Below are 21,097 nucleotides of genomic sequence, written 5' to 3'. Positions count from 1 at the left end.
AGAATTTTCCGCCTGCTCCAACTTTTTTCACCTTTTTCTTGCCCGCGCACTTGTCAAAGTAAGTGGCTATTACATATCTCTCTGACAACAAGTAAGCACCACTCACTTTATGTCAAGGAGCGGATGAATGCCCCAGGATCGGACCAAGGATACACCCAAACCCCCGCTATGGAAGCGCGCTTTGCGTCGGGGCGTCACACTCACGGGCACCGCATCTGTCCTGGCCTTGGCAGCGGCGGCGGTGTGGATGGGCACATCCACACTCGCCACCCGTGCCGCCGCAGTCGAGGCACCCGCCGCCGCGCCGATCCGCAGCGTGTCCGCCCTGCAGATTGCACCGCAAGACACCATGACGGTCACCCGCCAATTTCACGGCCAGCTCGAGGCCGCCCAGACCGTTTCCCTCGGGTTCGAGCAGAGCGGTCGCCTGAACATCCTGACCGTGGATGAAGGCGACCGCGTTCGAAAGGGCGACGTCATTGCCCGCCTCGACACCCGCATCCTGACTGCCGAGCGCACCCGCCTGCTGGCATCGCGCGACGCACTCGAAGCGCAGGCAGAGCTGTCGCGCCGCACAACCGAACGGCAGACCGCGCTGCGCGCCCGTGGGCATGTCTCGGACCAGGCGGTCGACAACGTGGCTCTGAACCTCGCCGCCGCCGAGGCGCAGATTGCCGAAGTCGATGCCGCGCTGGTGCGGATCGATGTGGAACTGAGCCAAACGGAACTGACCGCGCCCTTTGACGGGATCATCGGCGCGCGCCTGGCCGACACCGGCGCGATCATGTCGCCCGGTCAGCCGGTGGTCGACATACGGCAGGACGCGGCGCCCGTGTTCCGCGTCGGGCTGGACCCGAAACTGGCGGCGCTCGTGTCGGACAGTCCCGCAACGATTGACATGGACGGCATCACCTTCCCTGCCCGCTTTGTCGGGTTCCGCCCGGATCTGGACGCGCAAACGCGCACCCGCACGGCTCTGTTCGAAGTGGACACTGCGACCGCGCCCTACCTTTCCTCCGGCACGCTGACACTGCAAACGCAGCGGGCGCAACAGGGCTACGAAATACCGCTGCGCGCCCTGCGCGACGGGGTGCGCGGCCTGTGGACGATCCTGGTGCTGATTCCAGATGCGGATGGGCTGGCACAGGTCAAAGCCGCCGCGGTCGAGGTTCTGCGCATCGAGGGCGACCGCGCCTTTGTCCGTGGCACATTGACCGGTGACGCACTGATCGTTCCCGACGGCACGCACCGCCTTGTCCCCGGTGACCGGGTCCGACTGGCGGAGGCTGGGTGATGGAAACGCTGACCTTTCGCCAACCCCGCCTTGTCGCGCTTGCGCTGCTGGTGATCATCGCCGCCGGGTTGTCGTCTCTGCTGGCCATCGGCCGGCAAGAGGACCCAACGATCACCAACCTCTTCGGTACGGTCACCACGGTCGTGCCGGGCGCGGATCCGGCCCGGATCGAGGCACTGGTGACCCAACCGATCGAGGACGCGCTGCGCGAAGTGGCCGAGGTCGACGTGATCGAAAGCACTTCTGCTACGGGCATCTCTATCGTTTCGGTCGAACTGGGCGTGACCGTGCCCAACGACCGCATCGAAGGGGTCTGGGCCGAGATCCGCGATGACCTGTCAGAGCTAGCCCCGACCCTGCCCGCCGACGCCCAGGAGCCGGAATTCGACACCGACGGCGGCAGCGCCTTTGCCGCCATTGCCGCCTTTTCGGCCGATGCAAACGTCCCACCGACCATTCTGGGCCGCTATGCACGCGATTTGGCCCAGGACATGCGAAACATCCCCGGCACCGAACTTGTTGAGGTGTTTGGTGCGCCCGAGGATGAGGTGCTGGTGACACTCGACCCCGTCGCCACCGCCGCCCTCGGCCTGACCGCCCGCGATATCTCCCGCGCGATTGCTCAGGCTGATGCAAAAGGCCCTGCCGGACGCGTGCGCCCGGCGGGGTCCGACCTGCTGATTTCCGTTGCAGGCGAAGTCGAGGCACTGGACCGACTGGCCGAGATTGTCATCCGCCGCTCGGACGACGGCGCGGTGACATATTTGGATCAGGTGGCCGACATCACCCGTGGCCCGCGCATGCCGCAATCGGAACTGGCGATCTACAATGGCAAGCCCGCTGTGCTGCTCGGGGCCAAGCTGGAAAGCGGGTTGCAGGTGGATGTCTGGGCCGGGTTTGTCCGCGACGAGATCGCATCCTACCGCGACACCCTCCCCGTCGGCCTCTCGCTCGACCTGACCTTTGATCAGTCGCGCTATACTGCGGACCGTCTGACCGAGGTGGGCATGAACATGGCCATCGGAGTCAGCCTCGTCGTGGGCGTTCTCCTTCTGACTCTTGGCCTGCGGTCGGCGATGATCGTGGCGCTGATCCTGCCCGTGGTGACCCTCGCCACGCTGTTCACCATGAATTTCATCGGACTGGCCATCCATCAGATGAGCGTGACAGGTCTGATCGTGGCGCTCGGACTGCTGGTTGATGCGGGCATCGTGATGACGGACGAGGTTGGCCAACGTCTGGAAAAGGGCCTGAGCCGGGTCAAAGCCGCCGGGCAATCCGTCAAGCGGCTCTTCGCGCCGCTTCTGGCCTCCACGGTGACGACGGCGCTGTCCTTCACACCGCTGATCCTACTGCCGGGGCCAGCGGGTGATTTCGTAGGCTCCATCGCGATCGCGGTGGTCATCATGCTGGGCTGGTCTTTCGTGGTCGCTGTCACACTGACGCCCGCGATTGCAGCCCACCTGCTGCCTGCGGGCGGCAAACGGGGCGGCATTTCGGGCGGGGCCCTGGCCCGCGCCTTTGCCGCCTCGCTGCGCTGGTCGGTGCGCAACCCTGTCCGCTCCATCGCGCTGGCGCTGGTCCTTCCCGTCACGGGGTTCCTGTCAATGCCGACCCTCACGGCGCAGTTCTTCCCCGGCGTAGACCGCGATCAGTTCTATATCGAGGTCGACCTGGCCCCCGGCGCAGGTATTGCCGACACGCAGGATGTGGTGGACCGGCTGAATGCACGCCTCGGCGCGGATGACCGGATTGAGCAGGTCATGTGGGTAGTGGGCCGCTCGGCCCCTGCGTTCTACTACAACATCGTGGGAGCCCGCGACAACGCGCCGGGCCACGCGCAGGCCCTGCTGACCACACAATCGCCCGCCGCAACCGAAGAGGTCCTGCGCGATTTGCAACGCACGCTGGCCCTTGTCGCGCCCGAGGCCGAGATCCTCGTCCGCGGCCTTGTACAAGGCCCGCCGGTGAATGCGCCCGTTGAGATCCGCCTTGTGGGCAATGACCTGACCGCGCTGCGCGAGACCGGTGACGAAATCCGCCGCATCATCACAGAGGTCGATCCCGTCCTTGTCACCCGCAGCACCATCGGAGGCGGCGCGCCCAAGGCCGTGGTCACCGTGAACGAGGCGCAGGCACAGCTGCTGGGCCTCGATCTCGGCCAGATCTCCGGCCAGTTGCAAGCCGCACTCGAAGGGGTCACGGGCGGGTCCATGGTCGAGGGCGACGAAGAGCTGCCCATCCGGGTCCGTCTGGGGGATGAAACGCGCGGATCGATGCAAGCCATCCGCGACCTGCCAATCCTGCGCCCCGACGCGCAGGCGCTGACCGATCAGGGCCGCTGGCCCGCCCTGCCGCTCTCGGCCGTGTCCACCATCGCGCTGGAACCCGCCGCAGGCAGCATCACCCGCCGCAACGGCGAACGTGTGAACACGGTCCAGGCGTTCATCCTGCGCGACGTCCTGCCCGAAGAGGCGCTGGTCGATGTCCAGGCCGCGCTTGATGCGCAGGGCTTTGCCGTGCCCACGGGCATGCGACTCGAACTCGGCGGCGACAGCGACGCACGGGCCGACACCCTGTCGGACCTGCTCGCCTCGCTGGGCCTGATCGTGACGCTGTCCATCGCAGCCATCGCGCTGACCTTCAACAGCTTCCGGCTGACGGGCGTGGTGCTGGTCGTGTCGGCCCTGTCGGCGGGTCTGTCGCTGCTGGCGCTGGCCGTGTTCCAATACCCGTTTGGCATCAACGCCATCATCGGGGTGATCGGGTCCATCGGCGTGTCGATCAACGCCGCCATCATCATACTGACTGGCCTGCAAGAGGACGACGCCGCAGCCTCGGGCGACCGCGACGCCATGGTCGATGTTGTCATGGGGTCAAGCCGCCACATCGTGTCGACGACGATCACCACCTTCGGCGGTTTCCTGCCACTGATCCTTGCCGGGGGTGGGTTCTGGCCCCCCTTTGCGATGTCGGTCGCAGGCGGTGTGCTGCTGTCTACCGTGGTCAGCTTCTACTTTACCCCACCGGTCTTTTCGCTGATCCACCGTGTGCGCCGCGCACCTGCGCAAACCACGCACCGCCCTGCGCCCAAGCCTGTGCCACTGGTGCTGCGCGCGCCTTACGGTCAGGCCGCCGAATAATCACTTGCCCCCAAAATATGCGCCGCCCGCCTTGGCCGGGCGGCGCAGTCATCTACCTCCTTGCCAATCCGCGCAGACTGTCCAACACTCGCGCATAGATTGATAACGGGGAGACCATCATGAAAATGAGATCACTGATTGCCACCGCTGTGCTGCTGTCCAGCACGTCGCTGGTCAGCGCCGAGACGCTGAAATGGGCCCGCGCCGGCGATTCGCTGACGCTGGATCCACACGCCCAGAACGAAGGCCCCACAAGCACGCTGGCGCACCAGATCATGGAACCGCTGGTCATGCGCGACCACTCCGGCGCGCTTGTGCCCGCGCTGGCGACCGAATGGGCGCCCTCGACAGACAATCCGAACGTCTGGACGTTCACCCTGCGCGAAGGGGTGACCTACCACGACGGATCCGCCTTTAATGCCGAGGACGTCGTGTTCTCGCTCAACCGTGCGATGACGCCCGACAGCGATTACAAGGAACTGCTGGCATCGGTCAAAGAAGTCCGCGCCGTCGGCGATTACACCATCGAGATCGAGACCGATGGTCCGAACCCGATCATGCCCAACAACCTGACCAACATGTTCATCATGGACAAAGGTTGGGCCGAGGCAAATGGCGCGGTCAAGGTTCAGGACTACGAAGGGGGCGAGGACACATTCGCCGCCAAGAATGCCAATGGTACCGGCCCCTACAAGCTGGTCAGCCGCGAACCGGACGTGAAAACCGTGCTCGAGGCCTATGACGGCTATTGGGGCGCGGACGAGTTCCCGCTGGCCTATACGACCATCGAATACACGCCGATCCAGAACGCAGCCACCCGCGTCGCGGCGCTCCTGTCGGGCGAGGTCGACTTTATCCAGGACGTGCCGGTTCAGGACCTTGAGCGTGTGGCCTCGACCGACGGTCTGGACGTACGCACGGCACCGCAGAACCGGGTGATCTTCTTTGGTCTGAACGCAGGTGACGCCGATCTGGCCAATGACAATGTCGAGGGCAAGAACCCGCTGGCGGATGTCCGTGTGCGCCGCGCGATGTCCATGGCGATCAACCGTGACGCGATCAAGCAGATCGTGATGCGCGGCCAAAGCCAACCGGCAGGCATGATCGCCCCACCTTTCGTCAACGGCTGGGACGAAACCATGGATGCCTCATCCAAGACTGACATCGAAGGCGCCAAGGCCCTGATGGAAGAGGCAGGCTATGGCGACGGCTTCTCGATTCAGCTCGACTGCCCCAATGACCGCTACATCAACGACGAAGCGATCTGTCAGGCGTCCGTCGGAATGCTCGCCCAAATCGGCATCACCGTGAACCTCGATGCCAAGCCCAAGGCCCAGCACTTCCCGCTGCTCAGCAATCTGGAAACGGATTTCTACATGCTGGGCTGGGGTGTGCCGACCTACGATTCCGAGTACATCTTTAACTTCCTCGTACATGGCCGTACGGACAAGTATGGCTCCTGGAACGCCACGCGCTTTACCAACGACGGACTCAACGAAAAGATCGTGAGCCTCGCAGGCAACACCGATCTTGAGGCCCGCAACGCGGACATCGCGTCGATTTGGGAAGCGGTTCAGGAAGAGGCGATCTACATCCCGCTGCACCACCAAGTGCTGAACTGGGGGATGAAATCCAGCGTCGGCACCGTTGTCGAGGCCGAGGACTCGCCCAAGATCAAATATTTCGAGATCAACTAAACGTGATGGGGGCCGCACGTCGGCCCCCATTTGCCCCCGTATGCGCGCCGGGCGGTCTATCCTACAGTTCTACCATACCGACACCAACCCAAGGACCGCACAGATGATACGCGCCTTTTTGTTGGCCAGCACCGTTCTGGCCGCCCCTGCCTTTGCCGAAGAATTCCGCTGGGCCGAAACCACCGATCCCCAGACCATGGACCCGCACGCGGTAAACTCCGCTCCGGTTCTGGGCTTTCTCAACAACGTCTACGAAGGCCTCGTGCGCCGCGGCAAGGACATGGCGATCGAGCCTGCGCTGGCCACGGGTTGGGAACCCATCGGCGACGGCGAAGGTTGGCGGTTCACGCTGCGCCAGGGCGTGACGTTCCATGGCGGCGAGGCCTTCAACGCCGATGACGTGGTGTTCTCCTACCAACGCGCCAGCGACGAGGCGTCGGACACCCGCAGCTGGTTCGCGCCCGTCTCCGAGGTGGTCAAGGTCGACGACTACACCGTCGACATCATGACATCCGCGCCCAACCCGATCTTTCCCGACAGCATCGCCAACTGGATGATGATGGACAGCGGCTGGGCCGAGGCCAACGGCACCGCCCTGCCCGACAAGGAAAACGGCAACTACGCCACGCTGAACACCAACGGCACCGGCGCGTTCATGGTCACCGCGCGCGAACCGGGCCTGCGCACCGTGCTGGAACCCCATGCGGGCTGGTGGGGTGAGGCGACTCACAACATCACCCGCGCCGAACTGACCCCGATCCAGAACCCGGCGACCGCCGTGGCCGCCCTGCTGTCCGGTGACGTTGACCTGATCAACCCCGTGCCGATCCAGGACGCGGCGCGTCTGGCCGGCAATGACGCGGTCAAGGTGATCCAGGGCATCGAGGCGCGCGTGATCATGCTTGGCTTCCCACACGAAGCGGACGCGCTGAAATATTCGGCCGAGACCACCGACGCCAACCCCTTTGCCGACGCCCGCGTGCGCCGCGCCGTGGCGCAGGCGGTGAATGTGCCCGCGATCCTGCAAACCATCATGCGCGGCAATGCCGAACCCGCCAGCCAATTGGTCAGCCCTGCGATGCGCGGCTACTCCGCCGCTCTGTCCGACCGCCCGGCCTATGACCCCGACGCGGCCAAGGCCCTGCTGGCCGAGGCAGGCTATGCCGACGGGTTCTCGTTCGGTCTCAAATGCCCCAACGACCGCTACCTGAACGACGAAGCCGTCTGTCAGGCGGTCACCGGCATGCTGGCGCAGGTGGGCATCACTGCCGTGCTCGACGCGATGCCGGTCCAGAACTACTGGCCCGAACTGCGCGCCGACAACTACGACATGTACCTGCTGGGCTGGTCGCCGGGCACCTTCGACGCTGAACACCCTATTCGCTTCCTCGCTTCCACCCCCAATGCCGAGAAAAAGCTGGGCTCGTGGAACTTTGGCGGGTTCTCCAACGCCCGTGTGGATGAATTGCTGCCCATGATCCAATCCGAGATCGACGACAGCAAACGCCAGGCGATGCTGGATGAAGTCACAGGCATCCTGCAGGACGAAGTGGCCTATGTGCCGATGTATGTCCAACCGCTGGTCTGGGGCGCGAAATCCAACGTGGACCTGACCCAACGCCCGGACAACTTCTTTATCCTGCGCTGGGTCACCGTGAACTGATCAACACCGTGGGCCTGAAAGACGGCCCACGGACCGCGTTCCATGCTAGACTGCCGCAAACGCAGCGCGGGATTTCACGGCCATGGAACGCAACTACCTTTCGATCAACACAGACATCTGGAACGAGGACGCCCCCAATTGGGTCGGCGTCGCCCACCGCCTGTGGGGCCTTGAGACGCCCGAGTGGGGCACCTGGGGCAACTCCGAAACCACCGTCGCCATGCTGCCCGCAGACATGCAGGGGATGGACGCCGTCGAATTGGGCTGCGGCACGGGCTACGTGTCGTGGTGGATGCACAAACGCGGCGCGCGGGTAACAGCCATCGACATCTCGGCCGAGCAACTGGCAACCGCACGAAAACTCGCCACCGATCACGACGCCCCAATTACGTTCATCCATGGCAACGCCGAAGCCACCGGCCTGCCGGACGCCAGCTTTGACTTTGCCATCTCGGAATACGGCGCGTCCATCTGGTGCCCGCCCGACACATGGCTGCGCGAGGCATGGCGCCTGCTGCGCCCCGGTGGGCGGCTGGAGTTTCTAGGCAATCACCCCCTGTCGCTGATCTGCGCACCGCTCGACGGATCGCCAGCTGACAACGCACTGCACCGCCCCTATCGCAACATGTGGGGCGCCGACTGGACCGAGGTAGAGTTTGAACCCACAGGCGTGTGCTTCAACCTGACCACATCCGGCTGGATGGACCTCTTTGCCGAGATCGGATTTGCGGTCACAAGGTATCAGGAACTCTATGCGCCGGAACATGCGGGTGGCACCCGCGCGGCCATTCCCGCCGACTGGGCCAAAGAGTACCCGGTCGAACATGTCTGGCACCTGCAAAAGCCAGAATAACGGCAGCGCCCGCATTGGGGCACAACACGCGCCGCTTTCCGCTTGACCCCACTGCCCGCGCGTTATCTGCTGGGCAAATGCTCGCCTATGTCATCCAACGTGTTGCGCAATCCGCCCTGGTTCTGCTGGTCGTGGGCCTTGTCGCCTTTTCCATGTTCCGCTTTGTCGGCGATCCCATCGACAACATGCTGGGACAGGAACGCACCCAGGCCGACATCGAACGCCTGCGCGTGGTGTTGGGTCTCGATCAACCCTTTGTCGTGCAGTACTACAAATTCCTCGAAGGCGCGGTGCAGGGCAATTTCGGCGTCAGCTACCGCCAGGGCCGCCCCGTCTCCGACATCCTGATCGAACGCGCGCCCGCCACGCTGGAACTCGCCGCGGTCAGCGGTTTTCTCGCCATTTCCATCGGCATCGGGCTGGGCGTGTTCACCGCCATCCGGCGCAACGGAATCGGCGCAAATGTCATCATGTCAGCCTCCCTCATAGGGGTGTCCCTGCCCACCTTCCTGATCGGGATATTGCTCATCTACCTGTTCTCGGTCGAACTGGGCTGGCTGCCCAGTTTCGGACGGGGTGAGACCGTCGACATAGGGGCCTGGTCCACCGGATTTCTGACCGCCTCGGGGCTCAAGGCCCTGATCCTGCCCTCCATCACGCTCGGCCTCTACCAGATGACGCTGATCATGCGCCTTGTCCGGTCCGAAATGCTCGAAGTGCTGCGTCAGGACTATATCCGCTTTGCCCGCGCCCGCGGCCTGCGCGAACGGGCGGTCAACTTCCGCCATGCGCTGAAAAACACGCTGGTGCCGGTGATCACCGTGACGGGCCTGCAACTGGGCTCGATCATCGCCTTTGCGATCATCACCGAAACGGTGTTTCAGTGGCCCGGCGTGGGCCTTCTGTTCATCAACGCGATCCAGTTTGTCGATATCCCCGTCATGGCAGCTTACCTCATGCTGATCTCGGTCATGTTCGTCGGCATCAACCTGATCGTTGACCTGCTCTATTTCGCCATCGACCCGCGCCTGCGCGTGGACCGGACCGGGGGCCACTAAGATGACCGACATCACCCCGCCCAAGGACCCGTCCCGCCTGTCGCTCGCGCTGCAATCGGACTTTGTCTACCAGTTCAAACGCTCGCCCGTCGCGGTGGTCAGCTTTGCCATAACGCTGATCCTCGTGCTGGGGGCCGTCTTTGCCCCACTGATCGCACCCTACAACCCGTTTGATCCGGCCTCGCTGAACCTGATGAACGGGTTCTCGCGGCCCATGACGCCCAATGCCTTCACCGGCGACAGCTTCTGGCTCGGCACCGATGACCAGGGGCGCGACGTGTTCTCCACCATCCTCTACGGGATGCGGATTTCGCTCTTTGTGGGGGCGGCGGCCGTGGCCTTTGCGATGGTGCTGGGCATCACGCTGGGCCTGCTGGCAGGCTATGTGGGTGGCTGGACCGAAACGATCATCATGCGCATCGCCGATGTGCAGCTGACCTTCCCCTCGATCCTCGTGGCGATGCTGATCTTTGGCGTGGCCAAGGGCGTGACCCCGGTGGAATACCGCGACCAAATGGCGATCTGGGTGCTGATCATCGCCATTGGCCTGTCGGACTGGGTCCAGTTCGCCCGCGTCGTGCGCGGCGCGACACTGGTGGAAAAGAACAAGGAATACGTGGCCGCCGCCAAACTGATTGGCCGCACGGGGCCTGCCATCATGGTGCGCCACATCCTGCCCAACGTGCTGTCGCCAGTGCTGGTGATCGCCACCATCTCACTGGCCCTCGCCATCATCGCCGAAGCCACACTCAGCTTCCTCGGCGTCGGCGCGCCCCCCACACAACCCTCGCTGGGCACCCTGATCCGCATCGGCCAAGGGTTCCTGTTCTCCGGCGAATGGTGGATCCTCCTGTTCCCCGCCGTGACGCTGCTGGCCCTCGCGCTCAGCGTCAACCTGCTGGGCGACTGGCTGCGCGACGCGTTGAACCCGAGGTTGCGGTGATGAGACCCAAGGCACTATTGCTGATCGCAACACTGGTTCACCCGTCTGCACTTGCTGCGCAGCAACCCATCCCCGAATGGGATCCGCGTGGCGCTGTTTGGTGCACCTATGTCATCACAGCCATGCTTGGCAAAGTCCAAGAGACCTGCCTACCCGACCACGCCACAGCCAAGGCATCGCTGGCGGACAGCTTGGCCAAGCATCGCGCGTTTGTTCGGCGCAACACAAGCGAGACAAAAGCATCCTTGGCGGCGTTCGAGGCGCAGCAAACCGACTTGCAGGGCACCAGTTGCCAGACACTCGAAACTGAAGGCTGGTTGCGCATGGTCGAAGACATCGAAAGCGACCCGATGTCCTATCGCGCCGAGATAGACGAGATTCTCTCGGTGGACCGCAAGCCTCTTTGGAACCCGTGCCTATGACCACCCCCACCCTCTCCATCCGCGACCTCACCGTCGACATCCCCACCCGCCACGGCGTGCTGCGGCCCGTCAATGGTGTGTCCTACGATATCGCGCCCGGTGAAATCCTGGGCGTGGTGGGCGAATCCGGGGCGGGCAAGTCCATGGCGGGCAATGCGGTGATCGGCCTGCTCAATCCGCCCGCCCATATCGCCTCCGGGGAAATCCACCTCAACGGCACCCGCATCGACCACCTCAAGGGCGACGCCATGCGCAGGCTGAGGGGCAAGGACATCGGCATGGTCTTTCAGGACCCTCTGACCTCGCTCAACCCGCTCTTAAAGATCGGCGACCAGTTGACCGAAACCATGCTCGCCCACCTCGACATCTCGGCCCAGGACGCGCGCAAACGCGCCATCGCAGCACTCGAAGAGGTCGGCATCCCCGGTGCCGCCCAGCGCGTCGACAGCTACCCGCACGAGTTCTCCGGCGGGATGCGGCAGCGCGTGGTGATTGCGCTCGCTCTGTGCGCCGAACCCAGCCTCATCATCGCGGATGAGCCGACCACCGCGCTCGACGTGTCCGTGCAGGCGCAAATCATCGCCCTGCTGAAAAAACTCTGCCGCGAACGCGGCACCGCCGTCATGCTGATCACCCACGACATGGGCGTGATCGCCGAGGCCGCCGACCGCGTAGCCGTCATGTATGCAGGCCAACTGGCCGAACTTGGCCCCGTGCGCGAGGTGCTGGCCGCCCCCGTACACCCCTATACCGACGGGCTGATGGGCTCGACCCCGCTGGCCTCGCGCGGCAAGGACCGGCTGCACCAGATCCCCGGCGCGATGCCGCGGCTGGACGCGCTGCCCACGGGCTGCGCCTTTCACCCCCGCTGCCCACGTGCGCAGGACGACTGCACGCAAGACCCCGGCCCACGGATCGCCGATGGCGCAGGGCGCGCCGCCTGTTTCCACCCTATCACGCGCGAGGCCGTCGCCTGATGCCCCTCGTCAATATCCGCAACCTCACCCGCATCTTCGACGTCTCCAAACCCTGGCTGAACCGGGTCATCGAACGCCGCCCCAAGGCGCTGCTGACCGCTGTGTCGGACGTGTCGTTCGAGATCGAGGAAAAGACCGTTTATGCCCTCGTCGGCGAATCCGGGTCGGGCAAATCGACCATCGGCAAGATGCTGGTGGGCCTGCTTCCCCCCTCCGAAGGGGCCGTGGAAATCCGCGACATCGACCTTGCCCGCGAAACCGACGCGGCCAAGATCGACAGCATCCGCTCGGATATCCAGATGATCTTTCAGGACCCCTACGCCTCGCTCAACCCGCGCTGGCGGGTGCGCGATATCATCGCCGAACCTGTGGCCGCGCGCGGCGATGACACCAAGGGGCTGGCCGAAAAGCTGCTGGAACAGGTGGGCCTCGCCGCCCGCGACGCAGGCAAGTTCCCGCACGAATTCTCCGGCGGCCAACGCCAAAGGATCTGCATCGCCCGCGCGCTGGCCTCGGAACCCAAGCTGATCGTCTGCGACGAACCCACCAGCGCGCTCGACGTCAGCGTGCAGGCGCAGGTGCTCAACCTGATGAGCGACCTCAAGGACGAATTTGGCCTCACATACCTCTTCATCAGCCACGACCTGACCGTGGTGCAGCACATGGCCGACCGTATCGGCGTATTGTACTTGGGCCGCTTGGTCGAAGAGGCGGACCCCGACACGCTCTTTGATGCGCCCAAACACCCCTATACGCAGATGCTGCTGGCCGCGGCGCCGAAACTCGACGGGTTCGGGCGCGAAATCGCACCGCCCACCGGCGAAATCCCCGACCCGATCAACCCGCCGCCCGGCTGCGCCTACAACCCGCGCTGCCCGCTGGCGCAGGACATCTGCCGCACCAAACGGCCCGAGCTGCGCACCGTCGGCAATGCCCGCGTGGCCTGCCACATGGTCGACTGACCGCGCCTATACCTCGTAGGCGGGCAAACCGATGGCATTGGCCCCGTGAGGTGCCCCGAAATCATCAAACAGCGCCCGCAGATCCAGCGTGCTTTCCCGCTCGATACTGTCGAAATGCGCCGCCAGCCAGCGATCCGCATGGGACCGGCCCAGATCGCGCAGGTGCACCAGAAACGCCCATTCGGAATTCAGCTTGGACGACGCATCCAGCGCCAGCATGTCGTCGCACCCGTCGATCAGGTGCATGTGCATCCGCCGGTACTGCTGGTCCGACAGAGCGCCATCTTCGATCAGCGGGTGGATCAGATCGATCGTCCGCAGATCCCGCAAAAGCGAGGCATTGAACGTGATCTCGTTCACGCGGTTCTGGATGTCGCGCGCCCGCCGTGGGGTGCCGGGCCGCCGCAGGGGGTTGATCTGCACGATCACGATATCCGGCGACGGCGAATGGTCGATGAAAGGAAACAGCACCGGGTTGCCCATGAACCCGCCGTCCCAATAGGGCACGCCGTCGATCTCGACCGCCTTGAACATCGACGGCAAACAGGCCGAGGCCATCACCACATCAAGGCTCACCTCCTCGCGGTGGAATACCCGCGCGCGGCCCGTCTCCACATTGGTGGCCGAAATGAACAGGCCCATATCGGCGCAATTGGCGACCTTGTCGAAATCGATGAACCCTTCCACCACATCGCGCAGCGGGTTCAGGCCAAGCGGGTTCAGATCATAGGGCGACGCCATGCGGCTCATCATGTCCATCATCGCATAACCGGGATTAAGGTCGAGCGACCACGATCCCATCATCTTTTCAAACGGTGTGCGCTGGATCGGGCTGGCCTGCCCCGCGACACTGACCGCGCGCCAGAAATCCTCCAGCGCCTGCCGCGCGCCCTGCGCCCCGGCATCGTACATGCCTTGGGTCGCGACCACCGCGTTCATGGCCCCGGCGGACGTGCCGCTGATCCCCTCGATCCACAGCCGGTCTTCCTCGAACATCCGGTCCAGCACACCCCAGGTGAACGCGCCATGTGACCCGCCACCCTGAAGCGCAAGGTTCACCGACTTCTCGTGCCGCTTGGCGCGGCCCTCTGCCTTGGACATGTGCTGATCTCCCTGCGCGGGCCGGACCGTGATGGCCCGGCCGCCACAGGCTACGCGCGATGCGGCACCGCAGCAATGGCTACATCGGGATGATCGACGCAGGGCCCACATCCAGCCGATGTATATGCGGTGCCAGCACCGTGTCGAAATGCGCGCGCACCAACGGGTCATGCCCCGGCACGATCAGTTGCGGGCTGCTCGCCAATCGGCGCAGCGTGGCAAACCCGTCCAGCATGTCCTGCAAGTCGACCACGATCGGAAATGGCTTTTGCGCGGCAAAATTCTCGTAGAAATGCGCGGCATCCGAGGCCAGCACCATCCACCCCGCCAACGTGCGCACCCGCACCGCCTGCAACCCGCGCGAATGGCCGCCAATGCAGTGCACCGTCACGCCTTCGGCAATCTCTGCTGCGCCCTGGTGAAACGTGACCTTGCCGGAATAGAGCCGCTTGATCGCCTCGCAGACATGGCCTGCCGTGAATGGCATCCGCAGCGTGTCATGGCACATGCACGGCCCCGTGGCATAGGCCATCTCGGCTGCCTGCAAATGCAGCTGCGCGTTGGGAAACAGGTGCAGCCCGCCCGCGTGATCGTAGTGCAGGTGGGTCACGATGATCTCGGTCACGTCTTCGGGCGCCAGCCCAAAGGGGCGCAACGCCTCCGCCGGGTCAAGCCGGATGGGCCGATCCCGCGCCGCGGCCTCATCTGCATCATAGCCGGTGTCGACCAGAATCACCCGCCCCTGCCCGCGGATCAGCCACATGAAATAATCCATCGCATGGGGCGCGTCGTGGTTGTCGTCAAAGATGAAACTGTCGGCGCGCGTCCGCGCGTTCCGGTCCGCGTATTTGATCGCATAGACCTCCCAGGCGTCGCTGCTCATCTGTCGACCCGCTCAAAGGTGCGCAGGGTCTTGTCGGCCACCAGATCGGCAATGCGCGGCCCCGTGGCGATGTAATGCGGCATGGTTTGGTGCGCCTCGAATGCCGCCAGATCATCATAAAGTTCGTACAGGAACACAGTGTCAGGCAACGCGGGGTCAGTGCAGACGTCAAACTGCTGGCACCCCGGTTCATTGGCCAGCGAGGCACGCGCATTGGCCAGAATGTGGGGCATGAAATCGTCAAGCTTGCCCGGTTTGATATCAAAGGTGACCGTGACGGCATAAGGCATGGTGCGGTGTCTTTCTTTGGGCGCGTAAGCGCGTTTGGGAATTTACATGTGCATTCTTTAATGTATACGTTATCGCATACCGGATGGCGAGAGCTTTCCTTTTCCAAGGCCAAGAACGGAGCCGCGCCCATGAAAACCACATTTGAAATCGCAGTGTTCGATGGCGACGGGATCGGCCCCGAGATCATGGCCCCAACGGTCGACATTTTGCAAACGCTGGCCGGGCCGAGCGACTATGACCTGCGCTTTGTCGATGCGCCTGCGGGGGCGGCGCACTATGCGCGCACGGGTGAAAGCTTTCCAAAGGCGTCCATGGACACCGCCCGCCGGGCGGATGCGATCCTGCTGTCGGCCATGGGCCTGCCGGACGTACGCTATCCCGACGGGACCGAGATCTCGCCCCAGATCGACCTGCGCAAGGCGCTGACGCTCTTTGCCGGGGTGCGCCCCGTCACCATCCGGCCCGGTCAGCCGACGCCACTGGCCACCGACGAGCCCATCGATTTCGTCCTGATCCGCGAAAGCACCGAGGGGCTGTTCCACACCCAGGGCCGCGGCGAGGTCACGGCGGACGAGGCGCGCGAAACGCTGCTGATCACCCGCGCCATTTCCGAGCCACTGTTCAAATTCGCCTTTGACCTTGCCAAATCGCGCAAGGCCGCTGGGCGGGGTCCGGGCAAGGTCACCTGCGTGGACAAGGCCAACGTGTTTCGCGCCTTCGCCTTTTTCCGCGAGATGTTCGACGCCGAGGCCGCCAAACACCCCGACATCACCGCCGATCACGCCTATGTCGATGCCACCGCGCTGTGGATGGTGGAACGGCCGTGGTCCTTTGACGTGATGGTCACCGAAAACATGTTCGGCGACATCCTGTCGGATCTGGGCGCCGGGCTGATGGGGGGCTTGGGCCTCGCACCTTCGGCAGATATCGGGCACGACCACGCGGTGTTCCAACCCTGCCATGGCTCGGCCCCCGACATCGCGGGCCAGGGCGTGGCCAACCCGATGGCGATGATCCTGTCGGCGGCCATGATGCTCGAATGGCTGGGCGGGCGGCACGACCGGCCCGACATGGCCGCCGACGGCGCGCGCCTGCGCGACGCGGTGGACACGGTCATCGCCGCCGGCACCACCCGCAGCCGCGATCTGGGCGGCACCGCAGGCACGGTGCAGGTCGCCACGGCCGTCAAGGACGCGCTGGCATGACCGTGCGCGTCGCCTGTCTGGGCGCGGGCTATTTCAGCCAGTTCCACTATGGCGCGTGGGCCCGCATACCGTACGCAGAGGTCGTGGCCGCCTGCGATCACGATCTGGCCCGCGCGCAAGCCACCGGCCTGCCCGCCTTTGACAACCTGCCCGGGATGCTGGCCCAGACCACGCCCGACCTTCTGGACATCATCCTGCCGCCCCCCGCCCATGCGGCAGCCATCCGCACGGCCCTGACCGCAGGCGTCCGCTGGATCATCTGCCAGAAACCGTTCTGCACCGACCTGGCCGAGGCCCGCGCCATAGTGGCCGAAGCCGAGGCTGCGGGCGCCACCATCGTGGTGCACGAAAACTTCCGGTTCCAGCCATGGTACCGCACAATCAAGGCCGCGCTGGACGCACGCCGCATCGGCACGGTGCTCAACGCGACCTTCCGCCTGCGGCCCGGCGACGGCCAGGGGCCCGACGCCTATCTCGACCGCCAACCCTATTTCCAGCAAATGCCCCGCTTTCTCATCCACGAAACGGCGGTGCACTGGGTGGACACGTTCCAGTACCTCTTTGGCCCCGCTACCCATGTCTATGCCGATCTGCGCCGCATCAACCCGGTGATTTCGGGCGAGGATGCGGGCCACGTCCTCTTTGACCACGCCAGCGGCGTGCGCGCGCTTTTTGACGGCAACAGGCACCTCGACCACGTGGCCGACAACCTGCGCCGCACCATGGGCGAGGCACAGATCGAAGGGACCGAGGGCGTGATCACGCTGTCGGGCGACGGATCAGTCGCCCTGCGCCGCTTTGGCGCGACCGAGGCAGAGACGCTGCGCGGCCCCGACAGGTGGCAGGGATTTGGCGGCGACTGCGTGCACGCCCTGCAAGAGCACGTTATTGACGCGGTTGAAGGGCGCGGCGGGGTCGAGAACACCGCCCGCGACTATCTGCGGGTGATCGAGATCAAGGACGCCATCTATGCCTCTGCCGAGACGGGGCAAAAGCTGGCGCTGGAGGACGGGTGATGGGTGCCATGACAAATGTGGACCGGGCCGTATCAGCCCTGCGCCAGATGATCTTTACCGGCGAACTGACACCCGGCTCGGACCACCTCGAAACCGAACTGGCGGAAAAACTGGGCATGTCCCGCACGCCCATCCGCGAGGCTGCCCTGATGCTACAGGCACAGGGGCTGGTCGAGATGCGGCCCCGGCGCGGTATCCGGATAAGCCCCGTCTCGGCGCAGGACATGGCCGACATCTACGACATCCTGACCGAGCTCGAGAGCTTGGCCGCGAAACGCGCCGCACAGGCAGGATACTCCGCCACCGATCTTGAAACGCTGGCGGCAGCCATTGCCGACATGGACACAGCACTGGGCGCGGACGATCTGCGCGCCTGGGCCGACGCCGACGACAGGTTTCACCGCGAACTGGTACGGCTGGGCCGCAATGCCCGGCTGAGCATGATCGTCTCCGTCATGCGTGACCAGGTGCGCCGCGCGCGGGCGACGACCCTCTTTATCAGGCCCCGCCCCTCGCAATCGAACGCCGACCACCGCGCGGTGTTTCGGGCCATCGCGGACGGCGACGCGGCCACCGCACATGACACGCACCACTCGCACCGGCGCGCCGCGCGGGACATGCTGGTCGCACTGCTGGAAAAGCACCAGTTCCACGGGCTCTGATCAGCCCCGGTGCAGGGCCGTCAGATCATCCGCACCGCGGCGCAGCGCCGGCAAATAGTCCTTGAGCTGCGCAAGTGAGCGCCGCTGCATCGGCGCGTGGGCCGACAGGGTCGCCAGCAACTTGCCGTTTCCGTCCCAGATCGGCACGGCTACGGCGGTCATGCCGGACATGAATTCCTCGTTATCCGTCGAATACCCGCGCGTGCGCGTCAGCTCCAGCTCCTCGCGGATCGCGTCAATCCCGGTCAGCGTTGCCTCGGTGCGCTGCTCCAATGGCCGCGCCGTCAGGATCGAATTCAGAACATGCGGCCTTAGCGTCGACAGGTACATCTTGCCCGACGCAGTGCAGTGGAACGGCACCTGCGTGCCAATGGGCAACTGGATGCGCAGCGGCCACTCGGTCTCCACCCTGTCAAGATAGGTCATCCCCTCGCGGTCCGGTGTGGCCAGGTTGCAGGTCTCGCCGATCTCTTCGGCCACGCCGCGCAGGATGGTCAGACGCGCGGTGCGCAGATGTTCGGACGACATGGTGGACACGGCAAGGGCCCGCAATCGCGGGCCCGGGCCATAGCTGCGGCCATCCAGATCACGCTGCAAAAACCCCTCGGCTTCGGCTGTTTGCAACAGCCTGTGCACGGTTGGTTTCGGCAGACCCAGCGCATCGATCAGATCCGTGGGCTTGACCGCCACCCCGCGCTTGGCCACCTCCTCCATCACCATCAGCAGTCGCAGATTGGTGGGGATCTGGTGTTCCTTACGGGAGCGGTGATCGTCCGGCATAGCCTCTCGCCTTAGTTGGGCAGCAACATCAGTGCCAGGTTAGGTGTCAGCGCCACGAGTACCCAAACAGCAATGAGTGACGCAAGATACATCGTCGAATACCGCAGCAGCCGGAAGTATGGAACACCCGTCACCCCGGACGCCACGTAAAGGTTCAGACCATATGGCGGCGTGATGAAGCCAATGGAAGCCCCAACGAGGAACACAACCGAGAAGTGGATCGGATCGATGCCCACACTCGCCGCAATCGGCGCAAGAATAGGCGCAAGGATGATCGTCACCGGCAGCGATTCCAGGATCATGCCCGCCACAAAGACGATGGCCATCGATGTGAACAGAACGGGGAAGTAGCCCCCCATGCTGCGCAACAGATCACCAATCACCTCGGACGCGCCCAGCGCACCCAGCACCTGCTGCATCACGATGGACACGGCAATCAGGGGCGTCAGAATGCCCGCAATCTGGGCCGACCGCATGACGACATTCGGCACATCGCGCAGGCGGAACCCTTCGACCACAACCATCGCGGCAAAGGGTTTTTCATCCACGGCCGTGTTCTGATCCGTCCCCATCAGCTTGTTCAGCGGATAGCTGATCACGCCCACGATGATCCCAAAGCCCACGGTCACACCCGCCGCTTCGGTCGGAGAGAACTTGCCGGTGTAGATGCCCCAAAGCACCAGACCGATGGCAAAGAAGCCCAACCATGCGCCCACAGCCGTCTTGAAGACCCGGAACGGCGATAGTTTGATCAGGAAACCCCACTTGTTGACGGTCGACACGACAAAGCACATGGCCATCATCGCCAGAACCATCAGCGAGCCGGGGATGATGCCCGCGATGAACAGGTCCGAAATCGGCAAGTTCATCAGGAAGCCGTAGACGATAAAGATGATCGACGGCGGGATGATGATCCCGACCGTACCGCCCGCAGCCGCTGTGGCCGCCGAAAAGCGTTCGTCGTATCCGCCCTTGGTCATTTCAGGGTGCAGCATCGACCCGATGGTGGCCGTCGTGGCCGAGTTCGAGCCCGAGATCGCGGCAAAGAGACCGCAGGCCCCGATGGCCGCCATCGCCAGACCGCCCCGCAACCAGCCAAGGCAGGCATAGGCGAAATCGGACAGGCGTTTGGCAATCCCCGACTTGTTGATCAGGTCCCCGGTCAGAATGAACAGCGGCATCGCCAGCAGGGCAAAGCCGTCCTTGAACACGTTCAGCAATTCGTTGCCCGCGTTATCCAGGGTCAGGCCGATCACGAGGCTACAGCCCACGGACCAGTAAAAGATGACCAGCAACACGGGCGTGCCCAGCATAAACAGCACGGTCACCGCCAGTGATATCAGTGTAATCCAGCTTCCATCGGTCATCACGCGTCTCCCCCGATCACGGCTTGTTCGATCAGTGTCTCATTGTTGCGGAACTTGCGCAGATCGATGATCGCATTGCTCAGAACCCGTCCGGCCATCAGCACGAAACAGATCGGCATGGTCACGATGAACCACCAACGCATGATGTCGTCGGTGCCCAGCACGATGGCGAAGTTGTCATAGGTGTTGACGGTGATACGCGACATCGTGGTCACGCAGATGATGCAGAAGATGAACCACAGGACGTTGTCCATCACCAGGCACCAGTACTGGGCCTTGTGGCTCATCTTGGAGCGGAATTCGCTAAAGCTGAGGTGGGTGCGCAGCTTGACGTTATACGAACACCCGTACCACGACATGATCATAAAGATCAGCGGGGGGATCGTTGTCGACCACGGCACCTGAGAGGAGAACACGAAACGCTGGATCACGCCGACAAAGATGATCGTGGCGATCAGGATATAGGCCGTAACCGCAATCGTACGCTCCAGATGTTTGTCCAGCCATGGGGCGACCTTGTACAGGTAATAAATGAAAATCGCGCCGATCACGGTGATCGGCCCGAACACCAGCCACGCCGCATCCGATCTGTATGCTTGAACAACTTTAAAGTTGATGTCTCCGCTCACCGTCGCTGTGACGATGGTGGACATATCCGCCCAGATTGACATCTGGCGCCCCTCCCTATGATTCTTGTTTGTCAAATATGACGCGTTTTCGCGTTCTGATGACAAAAAAGCCGACCCCTGTTGCGGGGTCGGCTCCTGTTGCTCAATCGCG

At 63.9% G+C, this 21,097-nt stretch carries 19 protein-coding genes; 13 read left to right on the top strand and 6 right to left on the bottom strand.

Annotated elements, in window-relative coordinates; translation table 11 throughout:
* The first annotated feature begins 127 nt into the window (after positions 1 to 127).
* The 10 genes from Q0949_RS04605 (at position 128) to Q0949_RS04560 (ending at position 13,012) form a co-directional block, all read left to right on the top strand.
* Positions 128 to 1,294: an efflux RND transporter periplasmic adaptor subunit gene (locus Q0949_RS04605; protein WP_299369048.1), complete on the top strand. Its 1,167-nt coding sequence runs from the start codon at positions 128 to 130 to the stop codon at positions 1,292 to 1,294.
* Complete coding sequence (locus tag Q0949_RS04600) at positions 1,294 to 4,437, top strand: efflux RND transporter permease subunit (RefSeq protein WP_299369046.1); 3,144 nt, start codon at positions 1,294 to 1,296, stop codon at positions 4,435 to 4,437. Before Q0949_RS04605 ends, Q0949_RS04600 begins: the two co-directional genes overlap by 1 nt.
* A gap of 119 nt (positions 4,438 to 4,556) precedes the next feature.
* Positions 4,557 to 6,134, top strand: coding sequence for an ABC transporter substrate-binding protein (locus Q0949_RS04595; protein WP_299369044.1), 1,578 nt, complete (start codon positions 4,557 to 4,559; stop codon positions 6,132 to 6,134).
* A 103-nt stretch (positions 6,135 to 6,237) separates the two neighbouring features.
* Positions 6,238 to 7,797, top strand: coding sequence for an ABC transporter substrate-binding protein (locus Q0949_RS04590; RefSeq protein ID WP_299369042.1), 1,560 nt, complete (start codon positions 6,238 to 6,240; stop codon positions 7,795 to 7,797).
* Positions 7,798 to 7,879: 82 nt separating this feature from the next.
* Complete coding sequence (locus tag Q0949_RS04585; RefSeq protein WP_299369040.1) at positions 7,880 to 8,650, top strand: class I SAM-dependent methyltransferase; 771 nt, start codon at positions 7,880 to 7,882, stop codon at positions 8,648 to 8,650.
* 77 nt (positions 8,651 to 8,727) lie between these two features.
* Entirely contained in the window at positions 8,728 to 9,708 is a 981-nt protein-coding gene (locus tag Q0949_RS04580) for an ABC transporter permease (protein ID WP_299141625.1), read from the top strand.
* A gap of 1 nt (position 9,709) precedes the next feature.
* A complete protein-coding gene (locus Q0949_RS04575) occupies positions 9,710 to 10,651 on the top strand; it encodes an ABC transporter permease (protein ID WP_299369038.1) in 942 nt (313 codons plus the stop codon).
* Positions 10,651 to 11,073 (top strand): hypothetical protein, encoded by a 423-nt coding sequence (locus Q0949_RS04570; RefSeq protein ID WP_299141627.1) that lies wholly within the window; start codon positions 10,651 to 10,653, stop codon positions 11,071 to 11,073. The genes Q0949_RS04575 and Q0949_RS04570 overlap by 1 nt, the downstream gene beginning before the upstream one ends.
* Positions 11,070 to 12,050: an ABC transporter ATP-binding protein gene (locus tag Q0949_RS04565; protein ID WP_299369036.1), complete on the top strand. Its 981-nt coding sequence runs from the start codon at positions 11,070 to 11,072 to the stop codon at positions 12,048 to 12,050. Before Q0949_RS04570 ends, Q0949_RS04565 begins: the two co-directional genes overlap by 4 nt.
* Complete coding sequence (locus tag Q0949_RS04560) at positions 12,050 to 13,012, top strand: oligopeptide/dipeptide ABC transporter ATP-binding protein (protein WP_299369034.1); 963 nt, start codon at positions 12,050 to 12,052, stop codon at positions 13,010 to 13,012. Before Q0949_RS04565 ends, Q0949_RS04560 begins: the two co-directional genes overlap by 1 nt.
* A gap of 6 nt (positions 13,013 to 13,018) precedes the next feature.
* Here the strand turns inward: Q0949_RS04560 and Q0949_RS04555 are convergent, their stop codons facing one another.
* The 3 genes from Q0949_RS04555 to Q0949_RS04545 form a co-directional block, all read right to left on the bottom strand.
* Positions 13,019 to 14,113: a patatin-like phospholipase family protein gene (locus Q0949_RS04555; RefSeq protein WP_299369032.1), complete on the bottom strand. Its 1,095-nt coding sequence runs from the start codon at positions 14,111 to 14,113 to the stop codon at positions 13,019 to 13,021.
* A 79-nt stretch (positions 14,114 to 14,192) separates the two neighbouring features.
* A complete protein-coding gene (locus Q0949_RS04550) occupies positions 14,193 to 14,996 on the bottom strand; it encodes an N-acyl homoserine lactonase family protein (RefSeq protein WP_299369031.1) in 804 nt (267 codons plus the stop codon).
* Positions 14,993 to 15,286 (bottom strand): putative quinol monooxygenase, encoded by a 294-nt coding sequence (locus Q0949_RS04545; protein WP_299369029.1) that lies wholly within the window; start codon positions 15,284 to 15,286, stop codon positions 14,993 to 14,995. Before Q0949_RS04545 ends, Q0949_RS04550 begins: the two co-directional genes overlap by 4 nt.
* Positions 15,287 to 15,415: 129 nt before the next feature.
* On the opposite strand from Q0949_RS04545, the gene Q0949_RS04540 reads away from it, so the two are divergent.
* The 3 genes from Q0949_RS04540 to Q0949_RS04530 are packed head-to-tail and all read left to right on the top strand — an operon-like array spanning position 15,416 to position 18,170.
* Positions 15,416 to 16,492, top strand: coding sequence for an isocitrate/isopropylmalate family dehydrogenase (locus tag Q0949_RS04540; RefSeq protein WP_299369027.1), 1,077 nt, complete (start codon positions 15,416 to 15,418; stop codon positions 16,490 to 16,492).
* Positions 16,489 to 17,508, top strand: a complete 1,020-nt coding sequence (locus tag Q0949_RS04535; protein ID WP_299369025.1) for a Gfo/Idh/MocA family oxidoreductase — start codon at positions 16,489 to 16,491, stop codon at positions 17,506 to 17,508. Before Q0949_RS04540 ends, Q0949_RS04535 begins: the two co-directional genes overlap by 4 nt.
* On the top strand, positions 17,508 to 18,170 hold the full coding sequence (locus Q0949_RS04530) for a GntR family transcriptional regulator (protein ID WP_299369024.1): 663 nt from the start codon (positions 17,508 to 17,510) through the stop codon (positions 18,168 to 18,170). Before Q0949_RS04535 ends, Q0949_RS04530 begins: the two co-directional genes overlap by 1 nt.
* Here the strand turns inward: Q0949_RS04530 and Q0949_RS04525 are convergent, their stop codons facing one another.
* Genes Q0949_RS04525 through Q0949_RS04515 form a run of 3 tightly spaced genes read right to left on the bottom strand, consistent with a single transcriptional unit; the run spans position 18,171 to position 20,988 of the window.
* On the bottom strand, positions 18,171 to 18,950 hold the full coding sequence (locus Q0949_RS04525) for an IclR family transcriptional regulator (protein ID WP_299369022.1): 780 nt from the start codon (positions 18,948 to 18,950) through the stop codon (positions 18,171 to 18,173). It abuts the gene before it with no gap.
* Positions 18,951 to 18,961: 11 nt separating this feature from the next.
* Positions 18,962 to 20,317 carry a TRAP transporter large permease gene (locus Q0949_RS04520; protein WP_299369020.1) on the bottom strand — a complete coding sequence of 452 codons (1,356 nt, stop codon included), beginning with the start codon at positions 20,315 to 20,317 and terminating at the stop codon, positions 18,962 to 18,964.
* On the bottom strand, positions 20,317 to 20,988 hold the full coding sequence (locus Q0949_RS04515; protein WP_299369018.1) for a TRAP transporter small permease subunit: 672 nt from the start codon (positions 20,986 to 20,988) through the stop codon (positions 20,317 to 20,319). Before Q0949_RS04515 ends, Q0949_RS04520 begins: the two co-directional genes overlap by 1 nt.
* Positions 20,989 to 21,097 lie beyond the last annotated feature (109 nt).

It is taken from the genome of uncultured Tateyamaria sp., from assembly GCF_947487805.1.
In the GTDB taxonomy this organism is placed as follows: domain Bacteria; phylum Pseudomonadota; class Alphaproteobacteria; order Rhodobacterales; family Rhodobacteraceae; genus Tateyamaria.
The sequence above is the reverse complement of the archived record's forward strand: the minus strand, read 5'-3'. Positions and strand labels throughout refer to the sequence as shown.